Genomic DNA, 16,648 nt, shown 5'->3' with positions numbered 1-16,648 from the left:
AAATCCTCTGCCGTGCTGAGCAGTTACCATTTTTCTTTGGAATAACGTTCTGGAAAGGGAGTCATGTCCTGTTCCCATTGACGGATCAAAGTCTTCAATTGCTCATGGGTCAGATAAAACCTCAAAAGGACCTGATGCACCTTCTCTTCCTCCAAAAGCATATCATGAGGCAATTCACTGGAAAAAGGTGGCAAAAATTCATGGGAAAACAAAACGTCCATGACCAGAGTGCCTTCAGGTCTAGGAATCACTTGTCCTCCACGGACCCAGAACTCCAGATTGGGCTCTATGAAGCATTCAGATGAATCCAAATGACTGGTCTTCCATCCAGCAAAGAAATCAAAATGGCGTTCCACTTCTTGGAACCAATGAAGGAGTCTTTGGGCTTCCAGAACTTCAAGACACGGATCATTTCGGCTCCACAGTCCCCAAGGAGATTGCATCTCCAGGAGAATCATCAATCGGTTCGATCCATCAAAATCTGTTTTGTCAGGGAACAAGTACCCTAAAATCTTCAATTCCACTGAGATTTGACCTGTCATCAATTGCATGCAAGTTCAGTGTAGCAAGCCCAAAATCTGGGTCATGCTCCAAGAGAAACCTCTTTTGTTTTCCAATGGAGGCCACAGAGCTTCATCTCTCAGGCATGAACCTGCTGAGACGGTTCCCCTGCTTCTGCGTAATACGCCAGAGTCTCACGCAGTTGCTGCATCAGGGTTTCCCGCAGGTCTGTGGGCTCTTCCACACGGACCCATGCCCCCCAACCTTTGATCCATGGCACAACCTCCCAGAGGTTGGCAACGGTCAATTCAACGAGGGTAAAGCCGTCTGAAAGCAGCTCAAACCGTCTGGCCCGGAATTCAAGGTTTTCTTCGAGGAGGTGTTCTCTGGCCTCGGGTTTGAAACGCAAGACCAGTGTTTGAGGGTCGCCCACACTGACCCCCCATGCGTGCTGCATGAAGCCCAGAGCGTTGAAATCCTCGGGGATCTCGAAGGTTTCTTTCAGGACTTGCGTGTTTTTCATGCGGGAGACTTTGAACACCCGGATGGCGGGTTTTTTGCTGGTGCGTTCAAAACCAATCGCGTAAGCAGCCCGGTTGTGGGGGTTGATCTCGATGAAATAAATGGAGAGTTCCACAGTGCGTTTCTTGCCTGTGGAACTGGCATGATAGTCAAATTTCAGCCACTGGCCTTGCAGCCATGCCATGGAGCAGTGTTCCAGACTGCGGCTCTGGGTGCGGTTGGGTTTCTGGCTGTAGGTGCGGTTCATCTGCTCGGCAATTTTGCGGACAGGCTCGGGCAAATTGAAGGTGAGTTTTTCCAGCATGGACAGGTAATGCTCGTTGTATTCAGCGGCATGGTGGTACAGCAACCGGGCTGCGCTGTAAGCAGCAAGCGCTTCTGCGGGGTTGAACGACGAGGGCTTCTTGCTGGTGCTCTCGTAACGGCCATCGTTGCGGCGCGTCAGGTCCCCTGCGCTGACCAGCAGTTCTAGATCGCGTTGCAGGGTGCGGGTTTGCCGCTCTGGGAGGTTCAGGCGTTTGCGCAATTCCGTGCTGGTGAGGGCGGTGTGTTTCAGGATGTCCAGAATGCGGATGAGGCGTTCGCTTTTGTGCACGGTGCGGCCAGAGAGATTCATGGGCGGGACCTCCGGGGGCTTGCAGTGTCTGTCACTTGCAATGTGTGTCACAGTGTAGGACCCGCCCACGACAGCACCTGACGCCCCTTCAAGAAAAACCTGCATGCAGGCGTCAATACCTGTCTGCCAGAAGGTGTAACCTGTGAACCATGACGCAAACGTCCCTTCCCCCTGTGGGCAGTCTGGTGCTGCACCAGAGCAAACTGGCCCTCGTTCAGGAGTTGGCTGCCAATGACCGCATTGTTTTGAAAAACCCGGGTGGCACGGTGAAAGTCCGGCCCAAAGATGTGGTGATGCTGCATCCCGGCCCCCTCCAGAGCATCCCTGCGCCCTCCTCTGAGGGCTCTGAGCAGGACCTTGAAGAATTGCATGTGTTGCTGGAAGGCCAGAGCCTGCCTCTCACAGAAGCCTGTGCTTTGCTGCTGGGAGACAGCACCCCTCCCCAACTGGTCCGGGCCTTGCAGCTTTTTTGGGCCAGTCCGTTGTTTGATGTGCAAGACGGCCAGATCGAGGCGGTGCCTCAGGAGGTGCTGGACCAGAGGGCCAGAAAAGCCCGCCAGCAAGAAGAACTGCTGGACCTCAAGAAGCGCTTCGGGCAGTGGCAACTCACGGAAAGCGAACAGCAGGAACTGGCCAACTCGGTGTTGAAAGGCCGCCAGAGCCGCATGGAGCAGCAGCTCGGGTTGCAACTCGATGTGCAGCAAAAGCACCGCATGCTGATTCACACCGGATTCTGGCCCCTCAGGTTTGATCCTTACCCCGAGGCATTTGGCTTGCAGCACCCTCTGGAAGATCTGGAAGTCGAGGAGACCCTTCTGGAGCGCAGGGATTTACGTCACCTGCTCAGTCTGGCCATCGACGAGGCGGACTGCACCGACCCGGACGATGCCATCTCATGGGATGGGGAAAGCCTGTATGTGCACATCGCAGATGTGGCCCGCTTTCTGCCCCCTTTCAGTTCCCAGAGTGAACAGGTGGTTTCAAGGGTCAGCAGCCGTTACTTTCCGCACAAAATCATCCACATGCTGCCCGAATCTCTGATGCACCGTTGCCGCATGCAGGGAGAGCAGCAGGCCATCACCGTCCAGTTGCACTGGCACCCAGATGGGGATTTCCGTGAAATAGAGGTGTACCCCAGCACCGTCTGCGTTCAGCGCCTCAGCTACCTTGAAGCGGAAGAAAAGCTGCGCCAGAAAGCACTCTGGCCGGACCTTCAAGAGGTGCTCCATCTGGAAGACACCCACCACGAGAGCCGCCCTTCGGTGAAGGTCAAAGGGGACCAGATCGTGCTGGACCAGCGTCCAGAGGGTCTGGCCGATCAGTTGGTGTGGCAGAGCATGGTGCTGGCCAACGGTGGCATTGCCGATCATGCCAGAGAACAGGACATTCCGATGGTCTATGCCAAGCAGACGGCGGAGCGCTTTCTGGCCCCCACCCAGTACACCACCGTCCCGAGCGGCCACCACAGCAGCGGTCAGGCGTATTACACCCACGCCACCAGCCCCATGCGTCGCAATGTGGATTTGATGGTGCAGCAGCAGCTTTATGGCCTCTGGACCGGTCAGAACGCTTACTCGGGTCCCCAGTTGCTGGAAACCATCCACAGTCAGGACCAGTTGCGGGATGCCGTCAGGCAAGCCGAAAGGTTGTCTGTTCAGCACTGGTTGCTGGTGTATGTGCATGAGTGTGGCTGGCAAGGCAAAATCCTCAACAGCAAGAGGGGCAACCAGATGGAGGATTTGCGTTTGCCTGTGTTGCTGCCTGCTCGGGCCAATCTGGACAGCCTTTTTGTCTCCAGAGAAGTGGATTTCAAGAATGGGGTGGTGCGGGTAGAGGAAATGCCCTAAGCCATTCTGAAAGGCAGGATGGCGGATTTCTGACAATGTGAAGCTGGAGAAGTGGGCTATAAACAGACCCTGAGGATGACTTTCTTTTCTGAACATCCCTGTGGATTTTATGGAACATCCCCTTTTGCCCACTTTTCATCTGGACGATGTCCCACGCAGCATGTCGTGGCGCATTGTGCAACTTGCAGACCTGACCTACCATTTTGGTCCAACCGGAGAAGGGTTCTTTCGTCAGGACTTGCAAAAGGTGGCGAGGAACCTGCAGGTTTCAGTGTCTGCGGATGCTTGTGAGGATCAGGTGGAGGAAGCCATCCTTGATGCAGTGGCCTCCAGAGGGAGCCATGTGATCCTGATCTTGCAAATCCATCCCAACCCTCTGGAAGGGCATGTGTGTTTGCTCAGCAAGGTCAATCTGAGTGGAGCCATGGACTTGCTGAAAAGCCTGCCCATCCAGCAACGTTGAGCTGATCCCTTATAAGGGTTTTCACTGATTGAAAACAGGGGTTTTCCCTCAGTGCCGAATCGATATGGGACAATTATTGTTGGAAAATGGGCGATGATCAGATCCATCAAAACCATGTTGTTTCTGGAGCCCACCCATGAAAACAGCTGCACTTGCTTTTCCCACGCCTGAAGATGACATTCCCAACATTCTGCACGCGGTCAGAACCCACCTCGGGATGCAGGTGGGCTTTGTGTCACGGTTCCACTGTGGACAGCGGTACTTCCTGCATGTGTCTGCAGACCACAATGCACCCATTCAGGAAGGCATGGGCGACCCTCTGGAAGAAAGCTATTGCCAGAGGATCGTGGATGGTCGCCTGCCCCAGCTCATGACCGATGCCAGAACCCACCCAGAAGCGGCATCCATGAAAGTCACCCATGAATTGCCTGTGGGGGCCCACCTGAGCATTCCCATTGTGCTGCAGGATGGAGAAATTTATGGCACGTTTTGCTGCTTCAGTCACCATGCAGAACCCAACCTGAACGATCGGGATTTGCAGGTGATGCGTGCTTTTGCCGAACTGGCAAGGGAACGCATCGAGCACCAGAGGCAGGCACAACAACACTTTGAACTTCGCAAAAAGCGCATTGAACAGGTGCTTTTTGAACAGCACTACCGCATGGTGTTTCAGCCCATCGTCCACCTGACCAGCGGAGAAATGGTGGGGGTGGAAGCCCTGAGCCGGTTCACCTTGCCCCCACAACAAACCCCGGATGTGTGGTTCAAAGAGGCCAGAGACGTGCAGCTCGGGACCGAGTTGGAGCTGGCGGTGTGCTTGCGGGCTTTGCACGACTTCCAGCACCTCCCTGAAGACGTCTTTCTTGCCATCAACTTTTCACCAGAGGTCTTGCTGGACCCCAAAACCCATGAGGTTTTTTCACATGCACCTCTGGACCGGATGGTCCTGGAAGTCACCGAACATGACCGGATCCCAGATTATCCAGAGTTGCAAGGCTGCCTGCAAGCTTTCCGTGAACAGGGCCTCAAACTGGCCATCGACGACGCGGGGGCAGGTTATGCCAGCATGCAACACGTCCTGCAGATGCAACCCGACATCCTCAAATTGGACATTGCCCTGACCAGAGGCATTGACCAGAGCAGGCAAAAACAGGCCCTGACTTCAGCTCTGGTGATGTATGCCCAGCAAATGAACACCGATGTGATTGCAGAAGGCATCGAAACCCCTGAAGAATTGCACACCTTGCAGAAGCTTGGGGTGGTCTACGGTCAGGGTTATTTGCTGGGGCGACCCCAGCCGGTTCGGGATTTGTTGCAAACCCATCTTTCGAAATGAACCTTATGGAACGTCAGGGGCGCACCAGAGGTTCAGACGGGTTTTGCACCAACAAACGTGCATCATAGAGGTAAACGGTTTTTCCATAAGAAACCACCGTGGCCACAGGCTCGGGGCGTTTTCCAAGGTATCCCAATTGTTTGAGTCCGGAACGTGTCACCAGATGGGGAGGAACCACGTCCAGAGACGCAAAATGGGGAAACACATCAGGTGGTGTGGGGTTGTTCATGCTGGCTCCTCTGGGGTTGCAAGTTCAAACGGCTTCTTCAAAAAACTTCAAGGCAAAAGGTGATGCCCCCACAGTCCGACCTGAAGCCCAACTGAAGTGAGGTGTTCTCAGCATACGACACCTGTTGTCACAGTTTTTACAAGATGTTTTTGCAAAGCCCCAGCCGTGAGCATCATGATTGTTACAAAGGTGACCTTTCAGGGGACCACTTGTAACCGTCTTTCAAAATCCTCACAAAAAACCCCCCTGAGAAGCTCAGAGGGGTTCGAGTTGCACTCTGATGATCAACGGCGGCGTGTGCCGTCTTCGTTCAAACGTTCTGCTTCAGTGCGGTCCGTGCGGCCCAGATCGTTTTCAAGGTCACTGGTGCTGCTGCGCAAGGAACCGGTTGCGGTCTGGTCGGCGCGCACATCCACCTCACCCGTTTTGTTCACTTCCAGCACTTCTTTGCCCACCGTTTCCGTGAAACTCTGGCGTTCGGTTTCGGTGCGTTTGCCCACCTCCACTTCTTCGGTCACATAAGCGCGCTTCTCCACATCGGCACGCTCGGCTTCCAAGTCCACACGGATGCTTTCACGGTCTGAACCCAGAGTCACGTTGCCTTCCACGGGACGCTCGCCGGTGACTTTGTGACGTTCGATCACCACTTCTTCACGCTCAAGGTCCACGTTCACGTTCTCGGTGCGGGTTTCCACCCGTTTGCCCACCTCCACGCTGCCAGCCACAAAACGTTCTTTTTCGACTTCCAGACGTTCTTCACGCAGTTGCAGGCGTGCGGCCTCATCGAGGTCTCCGGTCACAGTGTGGTCCCGGTCTTGCAGGTGTCCTTCTCCAGAAGTGTGCAGGTGTGCAGTGTCACGTCCAGCGTTCATGCTGGAGGCGAGGCTTCCCTGTCCAGAGATGCCTTGACTGAGGCCCTGTCCTTCGCTGTAGCCCTGCAGGGTGCCATGGTGACGGCGCACCACATCGGCAATTTGATCCCGGTTCACGTGCGCAGGGGGTTCAATGGCCAGCAGCACACCACCTTCATTGATGGTTCTTTCGTAGTGTTCGGCTTCTGTGCGGTCGTAACCGGCATCTGCCAGTGCACCAGCAAGGGTTCCGGTCACGCCACCCACGATGGCTCCAGCAGCAGCACCCCCGGCAGCAGCACCCAGAGAGGTGGCCAGAAAGCCCGCAGTGATGAAGGGTCCCACACCGGGAATCAGGGCAGCAGCCAGACCGAACAGGGCTCCAGCACTGGCACCCACGGCCAGACCACGGGCAGCCCCTTTGCCATCGTCGTGGGCATCAGGATCGGTGTGACCTGTGACGGCCTGGTCTCCCTGACGGGCAATGAAAGACAGGTCGGATTCATGCACCCCGAGGGTGCGCAGTTCGTTTACAGCTTCTTGTGCATGTTGCTGGTTGTTGAAAAGGGCAGTCATTCGATTCATCAGAAACCTCCAAAAAGTGAGTGGACATCGGGATTTTCCCCAATGTCTTGCATTGAAACTTGGCATTCAAATGCTGAACCCACTTTATGCACAGCAAACCCCTCAAATTGGGAGAATTCCCCAACTCTTCAGGTTTTTTAGAGGCTTCGCCAAACAAATGAGTTGATCTTGGCAGTGTGCTGAGGCAAGGTGAGTACAATGTCAGGCTTTTGGCATGTCCCTTGAAAAAGCGGTCAGCATTCAGCCCTCAGCTTTCAGCGAAAAGCGGATTCAGAGGCTTTTGCTGTAGCGAACAGCAAAAAACAAAAATGACAAGTGAAAACCCACTCAGATTTGAAGCTCAAAAGGCAGCAAGCAAACTTTCCTGCTGGCTGATCGCTGACGGCTGATGGCTCTCTGTGTTGGCATGGCCCGACAGCGAATTTGCACTGACCCTGCGTGCTGAGGAACAGCAAAAACCCTCTGGCATGACCAGAGGGCAAAACACAGCACAGGGGCTTTATTTCAGGATGTCTTCGATGTGCTGGAGTTCTTCGGGACTGAATTCCAGATGGTCCAGTGCGCCCACCGCATCTGTGATCTGTTCAGCACGGCTTGCCCCGATCAGTGCAGAGGTGACCTCCTCATGCCTGAGGACCCATGCCAGAGCCATCTGGGCAAGGGTTTGACCCCTTTCACGGGCCAGTTGGTTCAGTTGGAAAATTTGCTCCAGCCGCTTTTCGCTGATGTGCTCTGGGCGCAAGAAGTGGGCTCTGGCTGCACGGGAATCCTCAGGGATGCCTTTCAGGTACTTGTCGGTGAGCATGCCCTGTGCCAGAGGGGAAAACACGATGCTGCCAATGCCTTCATCGCGCAGGGCGGTCAGCAGGTCTGCCTCAATCCAGCGGTTGAACATGCTGTACGAAGGCTGGTGGATCACAAAAGGGGTCCCCATGCTTTTGAGGATGTGGGAAGCCTGACGGGTCAGTTCGGCGGGGTAATTGGAAATCCCCACATACAGGGCACGCCCACTGCGCACAATGTGGTCCAGTGCGCGCATGGTTTCTTCCAGAGGGGTTTCGGGATCAGGACGGTGGTGGTAGAAGATGTCCACATATTCCAGACCCATGCGCTTCAGGCTCTGGTCCAGACTGGCAATCAGGTACTTTCTGGAGCCAAAATTGCCGTAAGGCCCTTCCCACATGTCGTAACCGGCCTTGGTGGAAATGATCAATTCATCGCGGTAAGGCTTGAAGTCCAGGTCCAGAATCCGGCCAAAGTTCTCTTCGGCACTGCCCGGAGGGGGACCATAATTGTTGGCAAGGTCAAAGTGGGTGATCCCGAGGTCAAAACTGGTGCGCAGCATCTCGCGACCATTCTCAAAACGGTCAATGCCGCCAAAGTTGTGCCACAGGCCAAGGGAAATGCGGGGGATTTTCAGGCCACTTCTGCCCAGACGGGCATACGCCATGCTCTGGTATCTGGCATCTGCTGCTTTGTACATGTCCTGAGCATACCAGTCTGTCTGGCCTCCCCAAAATAGGCCATTTGAACACAGGCCGAACAAAGTCCATGCAACCGGGCAACTCTGGTGTGCGTTCAAAGAACATGGCATGCTGAAGCATCACCCATGCCCGGACCAACTGCACCCCTCCCCCTCAGGCACATCCGCCACCACCTGAAACAGGCCCATGGTTTTCTGGAGCAAGAAGAGGCCATTGTGCACATCGAGACCATCCACCACCATTTGCAGATGGCCCACCTGCACCTCTGGCGCATGGTTCCTGCTGAAAAACGACCGGAAGGTCAAAACTGGAAGGCATGGTCAGCCGTGCTTTTTCATTTCCGGCTGTCTGAGGCACGCAGCACCGTCAAGGACCTGCTGGAGCAGGACACGCTGGATCCTCAGGAAGCAGCTTGGAAACTCTGGAATTTGCACCTGACGTTGCTTCCACAACCTGCCCGCAAAGCCTGAGCGGTGTGGCCTCAGATTTGCTCAATGCGAAAATGCCCCTTGAGGGTGCGCAAAAAGTCCAGAGCATGGGGCACATCGCTGCGGATGCGCACTTCAAAACCACTGTGGGTGGCAGGGTTGATGTCGTTGTATTCTTTGCGTTGCACCTCTGGCAGCATTCCGGTCAGGTCTTGCAGGTGTTTGCGCAATCGAAACGGTTCCCAATCCTGTGCATCTTGGTTGTCGGTGATCAATCGAAATCGAAAAAGCTCTGTTTCCATGCATCATATTATCCTTTTGAAGGGTCATGAAAACGGTAAAAGGTCTTGCGGTTTGCCTCTACACACCACAGATCAGGGTTGTCATCGTTCAACAACATGCTCTGGCAGGTCATCAAGTTCACAGTGGACCGTTCAAAGCAAGCCACCCAAGCCAACATCGAAATCCTGTACTTTCGCATCGCAAAGTGGATGGCCGGCAAAAAAGAAATGGCCCTGCTCGGGCCACTTCCTTTGAATGTGCTGGAGATTACTTCTGCATCCAGAAGGTGTAGCTGCCGCTTCCAGAGTAGGAAACCACCTGGAACATGTAGTAACCGCTGGTGGCGTTGTAGGTGATGGCTTCGGTGCTGGTGGTGCCTTCAGAACGGGCGACGGTGCTCCATGCACTGCCGTTCCATTTCAGGAGGAGCAGGTCAAAGTCGGTGCCAGAGGGGCCTTGCAGCCAGCCTTTCAGGGTGCCGCCAGCGTAGTTGAAGTAGGTTCCGTTGGGCTGGTACTGGCTGCCACCGCTGGTCAGGCTTCCGGTGTATTTGGTGCAGTTGGTGCCGGTGCAGGGATCGGTGGGGGTGGGTGGGGTGGTGGTGCCACCATCACCGACGTACAAGAGGCGGTTGGCGGTGCCTTTGGGATCGGTGATCTTGTTGGGGGTGCTGTTGGTCACCAGGAAGTCACGCACCTGCTGGGGGGTCCAGGTGGGGTTGGCGGCCAGCACCAGAGCAGCAGCTCCAGCGGTGTGGGGGCTGGCCATGCTGGTTCCAGAGATGGTGTTGGTGGCGGTGGTGCTGCCAATCCAGGTGGAGGTGATGTTGCTGCCGGGAGCGAAGATGTCCACGCAGCTTCCGTAGTTGCTGAAGCTGGAACGGGCATCGGTGTTGGTGCTGCTGGCCACGGTGATGGCCACAGGGGTGCGTGCCGGGCTGTAGTAGCAAGCGTCGTCATTGCTGTTGCCTGCGGCCAGCACGAAAGTGATGCCCCGGTTGGTGGCTGCGGTGATGGCGTCATCCATGGCCTGATCCACAGAGCGGCTGCGTGGCCCGAGGCTCATGTTCACCACGGCGGGTTTCTGGGCGTTGGCGGCAACCCAGTTGATGGCCTGAATGATGCCTTGGTTGCTTCCGGTGCCGTCACAGCCCAGCACGCGCACAGCCACCAGTTTCACCCCTTTGGCCACACCCCAGGTGGTGCTGCCGATGGTTCCGGCCACGTGGGTGCCGTGTCCCTGACAGTCGCGGCCGTTCTGGCCGTCGTTGATCACGTCATAACCGATGCTGGCGCGGCCACCGAAATCCACGTGGGTGGTGTTCAGACCGGTGTCCAGAATGTAAGCGGTCACGTTGGAAGCGGTGGTGTTGTACACGTAGCTGGTGTTGAGGGGCAGGTTGCGCTGGTCAATGCGGTCCAGACCCCAGGTGGCGTTGCTCTGGGTGGCGATGGCCTCGTAGGTTTGCTTGGCTTGCAGGTAAGCCACGCGGGGATCGTTGACCAGTTTTTGCACGTTGGAGGCACTCAGTTTGGCAGCAAAGCCTTGCAGGACTTCACTGTATACCGCTTGCACCTGCACACCCTGAGGCTCAAGCCCGAGGGTCTGGACCATGTTGCTGGTGCCCAGTTTGGCGATGGACTGGCCTTTGGCCTGTGCTGCTTTGCTGAACACCACAATGTACTCACCTGAGGCGCTTTCACCGTAAATGGGTGCGGTGGAAACGGTGTTTTTCTCGGTGGGCATGGGGATCACAGCTTCGGGCTTCATGGCACTGTTGCAGGAAGCCAGAACGGCAGTGAGGCTGAGCAGGGCGGTCCAGGTGACTTTTTTCATGCAATCCTCCAGCGTGCCTGTGACAGGTGGTCACAGACGGAAATGGGCTGAGTGCCCGACTTGATTTTGAAGAGATGGGATACTCTAACTGTTTTGCACCCTCAAGAAAATCAGGGAATTTACCTAAGGGTTTCAGGTGCATTTACCGGAAAAGAAAAATACTTCGTTCTCTGAATAAATGAAGTTAAGAAACGAAACCTGAGAAATTCATGATTCCTTGCAAATTTGTTACAGTATAAGCACACCTGAACCGCTCGACAAGTCCTTGACAGCCAGAGTTGGTCGGGTTATTTTTGTTGTTTGCCCTAAAAAATTAAACTGGGAGCAATTTTAAGCAGGGTAAAAGTGTATACATTTAAGATTTCAAACCGATTCGATTTAAAAAATAAGAGGATTTTGATTTAAATCTCTTGACATTATTTTGACAATTCCAAAAGAAGCCTGAGAAAAATATCATCGTTCCAGTTTCCACCTTCGGCAAAACGGACCACCACCAGACCCTGAGAGGGCAAGATGTACATGCGCTGGTTGAATGCCCCTGCTGCAAAAACCATGTCCTCTGGTGCCCCTTCAGCCAGTTTTTGCATCCCTGAAGCATTCTGAAAAGCCCGCACAGGCACCTGATCTTTTTCATCCAGTGTGCCCGCAAAGGGCACATTCAACCAGAAATTCAGACCATAGGCAGCCAGAGCTTCACTGCCCTGAAAACACCCTTGCAGGAAACCTTCAGACAACACCTCTTTTCCGTTCCACTGGCCTTTTTGCAAGATCAATTGGCCATACCTGGCCCAATCTCGGGCGGTCATGCTGGCACTGCCTGCAAGATTGGGATTTCCACTCTGGTCCCTCTGCCAGAGGGTCTTTGCACCCAGAGGATCCAGCACCTTCTGCTGCAAATACACGGCAGGGTCCATGCCGGTTTTGCGTTTGACCAGTTCCCCAAAAACCGCCAGATGGGCATTGCCATAGGTGAACACCGTTCCCGGCGGGTGCACAATGGGAGCGTTCACGGCACTCTGGTAGAGGTTCTGGTTCAATCGGACCAGTTCAGGTCCTGCTTTGCCTTCCAGTCCACTGCTGAAATGGAGCAACTGCCGCACCGTCACCTGACTTTTGAGGGGACCTTGGCGCCACTCTGGAAGGGTGTCTGCAACCTTTTCATCCAGCTTAAGCTTCCCCTCCTGCTGCAACACCACGGCCAGAGCACATCCAAAACTCTTGCTGCCACTGGCCAGAAAATGGGGTGTGCTCAAAGCAAACCCATTCTGTCCTTCTGCAAAGATTTCCTGCCCGTTTTGCAGCACCAGCAAAGCACTGCCCCGGTTTTCGCGGGAATACTGTGCAGCCTTTTGCAGGGCGATCTGATCGAGTGCCTGAGCACTGGAAAACAGCAATGTCAGCATCAAGAGTGAACGTTTCATTCTGCCCTTTGGAGTCAGAAACCACCGCAAAAGTTCCGGCGTACACTGAAGCATGAAACCGGTCATGCTTGTGCTGGGTTTGCTCTTGCTCACCTCTGGCGGAGGAAGCATGGAACGCAATGTGTTGCTCTGGCAATTCGAGGTTCAGGGTCCTGTGAAACAGATGGTCATCGACGTGGATCAGGACACCGACAGCACAGAAGAGTCCACCCATGAAACAGTGTCTTTCAATGAAGAGGGCACAAAAGCCGTGCAGACCATCGAGCAACCTCTGGGCTTTGTACACAGTGAAGGAACATATGTGTGGAATCCACAAACAGGCATCTTGAAAACCGAGATCACCGAAGACCAGAGAAAATACGGCCTGTGGACTTCACAGTTTGATGCTCAGGGTTGTGAGGTGAAAACCCAAATTCTGCTGCACATTGACGGTTCTGCATACACCCAGCTCAGAACCTGTGATGCTCAGGGGCGCATCCTGAAAATCAAAGATTACCGCAAAAATGATCCACAGGTGGAAACCACCACACTGAGTTATCGCTCTGGGGGTCTGGTGATCATCACAGTAAAGCAGCGTGGTGGGAACACCGCACAGGACTATGAAATTCGGGATGCTCGGGGGTTGCTGCTGGAAAGCGGCAGCTGGGAAAACAACACCCCAGAACCTGCCTACCGTTACCGTTATCGGTTTGACCGTCAGGGAAACTGGGTGCAGCGCGAAGATTTTGCATGGCAGGACCGCATTGAAGCGTGGGACCCTTCACCTTTCAGGACCACACACCGCAAATTGCAGTATCAGTGAACCTCCGCAATCTGCAAAATGCTTTCGTTGCCCCGCAAGACCACCACATGGATGCCTGCCTCCATCAGGATGCCTGCCCTTCTTTCCAGATCCTGCACTTCATCAGGAGGTTTGGCCCACATCTTGCGTCCGGTTTCGCCGGGGGCCAGATAAAAACCTTCTGGGAGCACCAGCAAAGTCACTTTTGCTGCCCGACCTCTGGCATGCAGGGCGGCCTCCATCAGTTCCAGAGGGGCCGTCCGGCTGATCAGAATCACGTTGCTGCCTTGCGGAACCTCTGGCAGGGTGGTTTTCTCAGGGTCAGGATGGTAACGGGCCAGAAAAAGCAGGGCCTCCTCTGGAAGAGGTGGGCTGATCTCCCCATTCCCACTCACCGAGACCGTCAGACCCGAGTGCATCGCCTCCATGATCAAACTGCTGGCCAGCACCACCCCATGCTCCGTGAACACTTCTGACACGTCAGAATGGAGGTGGATGTGCAGGTGACTGGTGGTCATGAATTCCCATTCGCGCACCATCAGGGTGCCCCAACGTGCAGTGTGTTTCCAGTGGACCCGGTTGAGGGGATCACCCGTCTGGTACGGACGGATTCCCCTGAGGCTGGAAACATCCTCCATCCCGAGGGTGGGACTGCGCTTGCCATCCAGCAAAAGGGGACGCAGCAGTTCTGGCATCAGGAGGGGGTGGCTCTGGGGGTAAACCACCAGTTCACTCGACACCTTGACATTTAAGGTGCGTGAGAACAATCCCAGAGGATCGGTGCAGCGCACGTTCAGACCTTCCCAGATGAACATTCCGCGTTTGTTGGGGCGGACCGCAGACACGATCACCTGCTCGTGTTTTCCCCAGACCAGACCGCTCCATTGCAGGAGGTGCGACAGAATCAGGGTGCGTGGGGCCTCATCCAGAAGGTCCAGACGGCAAGGCAGCAACGCGTTCACGGTGATGTGCAGTTGCACCTCCACCTCCTGCCCGAGTCCGGTCAGGTGGGCATGCTTGCGAACCACCGTGACCTGAGGTGGAAACCGGCGGTACAGCCAGAACACCCCCAGCAACAGGAGCAGCACGTACAGAAAAGTCATGCTTCGACAGGCACCGGAAGCTCTTGCAGCAGCCTTTCAATCACCTGCAAGGGGGTCACGCCACGCAAACGGGCCTCCAGACGCACCTGCACCCGATGCCCGAGCACATGCGGAGCCAGCACCTTCAGGTCGTCTGGAAGCACAAAATCCCGACCATGAATGGCAGCGTAAGCCTGCGTGCAGGACTGCAAAGCCAGAGAGGCCCTCGGGCTTGCCCCAAAAGTGAGGTCCGGGTGTGTGCGGGTGGCCTGCACCAGACGCACAAGATAATCCCGTACATCCGCCGTCAGGCGAATATTTTTGACTTCCTGCTGTGCTTTCAACAGATCTTCAGGGGTGGTGACGGGTTGCAGGGCGTCTATGGGATGCAAGCCCACCAGACGTTCCAGCATCTGGATTTCTTGCATGGGATCGGGATAACCCACCGAGAGCTTCAACAGAAAACGGTCCAGTTGCGCCTCGGGGAGGCGGTAGGTGCCTTCCTGCTCGACGGGATTCTGGGTCGCCAGCACATGAAAAGGCACAGGAAGCTTGCGGGAGTGTCCCCCTTCGGTGACCTGCCCTTCGGCCATGGCTTCGAGGAGGGCGCTCTGGGTTTTGGGGGTGGCCCGGTTGATTTCATCTGCCAGCAGAATCTGGGTGAACACCGGACCCGACTGAAAGGCAAATTGCCCCTCCTGATAAATGCTCACCCCGGTCAGGTCGCCAGGAAGCAAATCCGGGGTGAACTGAATGCGCCGGAAATCCAGCCCAAGGCTTCTGCTGACCGCTCGGGCCAGCATGGTTTTTCCGGTTCCGGGCAGGTCTTCCAAGAGCACGTGACCTCCGGCCAGCAAAGCACTGAGCACCAGAGTGGTGGCGTGTTCTTTGCCCACCAGCACGGTCCCCACATGCTGGATCACCTCTTGCGAAAAGTTTTGAATGTGTTGGGTCATGGTTGTCCTTTCTGAAGTTCAAAATGCTGCTGGAGGGTCTGAAGGGCCTTCAGAGCCCCGGCAAATTGGGTGAGTGGAGGCAAACTGCCGTACCGCACAGGCAGGTACGCTCCGGTGATGGCCTCCACCTCTGAAACAAACTGGGGAAACACCCCCAGCACCCGTCGGGAAAATTCCAGAGGGGTCATCTCGGGGGTTCTGCCGATCCCCTGCTGTTCCATGAGGTGCAGAAAATCCAGATAAACCTTGCGCACCCCTTCAAGGGTCACAGGTTCTGGAAGCAGGTCCTGTCCTGCCTTGATGGGCAAAGCCCGAGGTTCTCTGGGCTCACGGCGGTATTTGAGGAGCACCCAAAGGGTCCCTGCCACGGGCAAAGCGAACAAGGTCCACCAGAAGTTGAAGCCTTCCTGCTCGGGTTTCTCTGGGACCTCCTGCACAGGTGCAACAGGCTCAAGGGATGGCGCAGAGGGAAGCTCCTGTGGATCCCGGAGGGGCATCTGAATCTGGTCTGGGGCTTCTGCTTCCCCAGAGGTGAGGCCAGAAGACAGGGTGCTGTAAATGGTCACGGCAACCAGCACGCCCACAATGGCCAGCAAAAGGACCGCATCAGAAGGTCGCATTTTGAAGAACTGATAGGCCCTGCCTCTGAACAAATACAAACCCAGAGCAATGCCCAGAAAAGACACCAGAAACAGCCAGTAGATGTACACAGGCAAGGTGCCATCTTGAGAGCCTTTGAGGTTCAGAGAGGTGCCTCCACGGTCTGCGGGGGTCTCTGGCACATTCTTGCTGCTTCCAGAGGGTACATTTTGGGGTCCAGCAGGACCCCCAGCCTCAGTGACCCCATAAAGCACCTGCACATTCAAATGGCGTGCCCACTGTGCTGTGGGCGGTGCAGGCACCAGAGCACCCAGCAACACCACCCCTGCAGCCGCTCCGAGCAACACCGCAGGCAGGGCAGGGCTGCGGAATTGCACCTCGGATTGGGCCTCTGAACGCACAAAAGCCGCGATCAACACACCCAGCAAACCCCACCCTGAAGGAAAAAACGCCCAGAGCAAAACCAGCACAAGCAGGGAAATGCGGTTGCCTCTGGTGATGGACAGGGCAAGCCGGACCAGCAGAATTCCAGACACGGCATGCAGCAGATATGCCCCGGACATCCGAAAAACATCCGGGTACAGCAGCACGACTGGAAACACCGACAGCACGATGGGCAAACTGAAATGCAAGTGGGCATGACCTTCTGCCCTTCGCACCAGCAAAGCCACCACCAGCATGAACAGCATCACCAACCATCCGGGATAAAGCCATCCCAGACCCACCAGAGGAACCAGCACAGCAAGATCTCGGGTTTGGAATTTCAATTTGAGCATTTCACCTCAGGAATCATGCGGAAATCCATCATATTGATGTTCTGGCCCATCT

Annotated in this window: 16 protein-coding genes; 5 read left to right on the top strand and 11 right to left on the bottom strand. The window is 55.4% G+C overall.

Annotated elements, in window-relative coordinates:
* Nucleotides 1-23: 23 nt before the first annotated feature.
* Together Q371_RS03450 and Q371_RS03445 are read right to left on the bottom strand one after the other, a co-directional pair.
* Nucleotides 24-551 (bottom strand): WapI family immunity protein, encoded by a 528-nt coding sequence (locus tag Q371_RS03450; protein ID WP_034336157.1) that lies wholly within the window; start codon nucleotides 549-551, stop codon nucleotides 24-26.
* 89 nt (nucleotides 552-640) lie between these two features.
* Nucleotides 641-1,639, bottom strand: coding sequence for a helix-turn-helix transcriptional regulator (locus Q371_RS03445; protein ID WP_034336154.1), 999 nt, complete (start codon nucleotides 1,637-1,639; stop codon nucleotides 641-643).
* Between the two features lie 149 nt (nucleotides 1,640-1,788).
* On the opposite strand from Q371_RS03445, the gene Q371_RS03440 reads away from it, so the two are divergent.
* The 3 genes from Q371_RS03440 (at nucleotide 1,789) to Q371_RS03430 (ending at nucleotide 5,285) form a co-directional block, all read left to right on the top strand.
* Nucleotides 1,789-3,486, top strand: coding sequence for an RNB domain-containing ribonuclease (locus tag Q371_RS03440; RefSeq protein ID WP_034336151.1), 1,698 nt, complete (start codon nucleotides 1,789-1,791; stop codon nucleotides 3,484-3,486).
* A 109-nt stretch (nucleotides 3,487-3,595) separates the two neighbouring features.
* Nucleotides 3,596-3,949 (top strand): hypothetical protein, encoded by a 354-nt coding sequence (locus Q371_RS03435; protein ID WP_034336149.1) that lies wholly within the window; start codon nucleotides 3,596-3,598, stop codon nucleotides 3,947-3,949.
* A 136-nt stretch (nucleotides 3,950-4,085) separates the two neighbouring features.
* Nucleotides 4,086-5,285, top strand: coding sequence for a sensor domain-containing phosphodiesterase (locus Q371_RS03430; RefSeq protein WP_051963152.1), 1,200 nt, complete (start codon nucleotides 4,086-4,088; stop codon nucleotides 5,283-5,285).
* Nucleotides 5,286-5,298: 13 nt separating this feature from the next.
* Here Q371_RS03430 and Q371_RS03425 read toward each other — a convergent pair whose 3' ends face one another.
* From Q371_RS03425 to mgrA, 3 genes are all read right to left on the bottom strand, one after another.
* Nucleotides 5,299-5,514, bottom strand: coding sequence for a hypothetical protein (locus Q371_RS03425; protein ID WP_034336147.1), 216 nt, complete (start codon nucleotides 5,512-5,514; stop codon nucleotides 5,299-5,301).
* 284 nt (nucleotides 5,515-5,798) lie between these two features.
* Nucleotides 5,799-6,950: a YsnF/AvaK domain-containing protein gene (locus Q371_RS26795; protein ID WP_169743782.1), complete on the bottom strand. Its 1,152-nt coding sequence runs from the start codon at nucleotides 6,948-6,950 to the stop codon at nucleotides 5,799-5,801.
* A 499-nt stretch (nucleotides 6,951-7,449) separates the two neighbouring features.
* A complete protein-coding gene (mgrA, locus tag Q371_RS03415; RefSeq protein ID WP_034336144.1) occupies nucleotides 7,450-8,433 on the bottom strand; it encodes an L-glyceraldehyde 3-phosphate reductase in 984 nt (327 codons plus the stop codon).
* A gap of 126 nt (nucleotides 8,434-8,559) precedes the next feature.
* Between mgrA and Q371_RS03410 the strand changes: the two genes are divergently transcribed.
* Entirely contained in the window at nucleotides 8,560-8,904 is a 345-nt protein-coding gene (locus tag Q371_RS03410) for a hypothetical protein (protein WP_034336141.1), read from the top strand.
* A gap of 11 nt (nucleotides 8,905-8,915) precedes the next feature.
* Here Q371_RS03410 and Q371_RS03405 read toward each other — a convergent pair whose 3' ends face one another.
* The 3 genes from Q371_RS03405 to Q371_RS03395 form a co-directional block, all read right to left on the bottom strand.
* On the bottom strand, nucleotides 8,916-9,164 hold the full coding sequence (locus Q371_RS03405) for a hypothetical protein (protein ID WP_157442488.1): 249 nt from the start codon (nucleotides 9,162-9,164) through the stop codon (nucleotides 8,916-8,918).
* Between the two features lie 247 nt (nucleotides 9,165-9,411).
* Nucleotides 9,412-10,980: a S8 family peptidase gene (locus Q371_RS03400; RefSeq protein ID WP_034336135.1), complete on the bottom strand. Its 1,569-nt coding sequence runs from the start codon at nucleotides 10,978-10,980 to the stop codon at nucleotides 9,412-9,414.
* A gap of 416 nt (nucleotides 10,981-11,396) precedes the next feature.
* Nucleotides 11,397-12,401: a serine hydrolase domain-containing protein gene (locus tag Q371_RS03395; protein ID WP_169743781.1), complete on the bottom strand. Its 1,005-nt coding sequence runs from the start codon at nucleotides 12,399-12,401 to the stop codon at nucleotides 11,397-11,399.
* Nucleotides 12,402-12,453: 52 nt separating this feature from the next.
* Here Q371_RS03395 and Q371_RS03390 point away from each other — a divergent pair, with 52 nt between their 5' ends.
* On the top strand, nucleotides 12,454-13,203 hold the full coding sequence (locus Q371_RS03390; protein WP_034336130.1) for a hypothetical protein: 750 nt from the start codon (nucleotides 12,454-12,456) through the stop codon (nucleotides 13,201-13,203).
* Here Q371_RS03390 and Q371_RS03385 read toward each other — a convergent pair.
* Genes Q371_RS03385 through Q371_RS03375 form a run of 3 tightly spaced genes read right to left on the bottom strand, consistent with a single transcriptional unit; the run spans nucleotide 13,197 to nucleotide 16,596 of the window.
* Complete coding sequence (locus tag Q371_RS03385; RefSeq protein ID WP_034336127.1) at nucleotides 13,197-14,285, bottom strand: DUF58 domain-containing protein; 1,089 nt, start codon at nucleotides 14,283-14,285, stop codon at nucleotides 13,197-13,199. The two genes, Q371_RS03390 and Q371_RS03385, sit on opposite strands and share 7 nt — an antisense overlap.
* Nucleotides 14,282-15,220, bottom strand: coding sequence for an AAA family ATPase (locus Q371_RS03380; RefSeq protein ID WP_034336124.1), 939 nt, complete (start codon nucleotides 15,218-15,220; stop codon nucleotides 14,282-14,284). Before Q371_RS03380 ends, Q371_RS03385 begins: the two co-directional genes overlap by 4 nt.
* Entirely contained in the window at nucleotides 15,217-16,596 is a 1,380-nt protein-coding gene (locus Q371_RS03375; protein WP_034336122.1) for a DUF4129 domain-containing protein, read from the bottom strand. The genes Q371_RS03380 and Q371_RS03375 overlap by 4 nt, the downstream gene beginning before the upstream one ends.
* Nucleotides 16,597-16,648: the final 52 nt, after the last annotated feature.

This window comes from Deinococcus misasensis DSM 22328 (assembly GCF_000745915.1).
Taxonomy (GTDB): Bacteria; Deinococcota; Deinococci; order Deinococcales; family Deinococcaceae; genus Deinococcus_C; species Deinococcus_C misasensis.
This window is presented reverse-complemented; position numbering and strand designations above follow the sequence as displayed.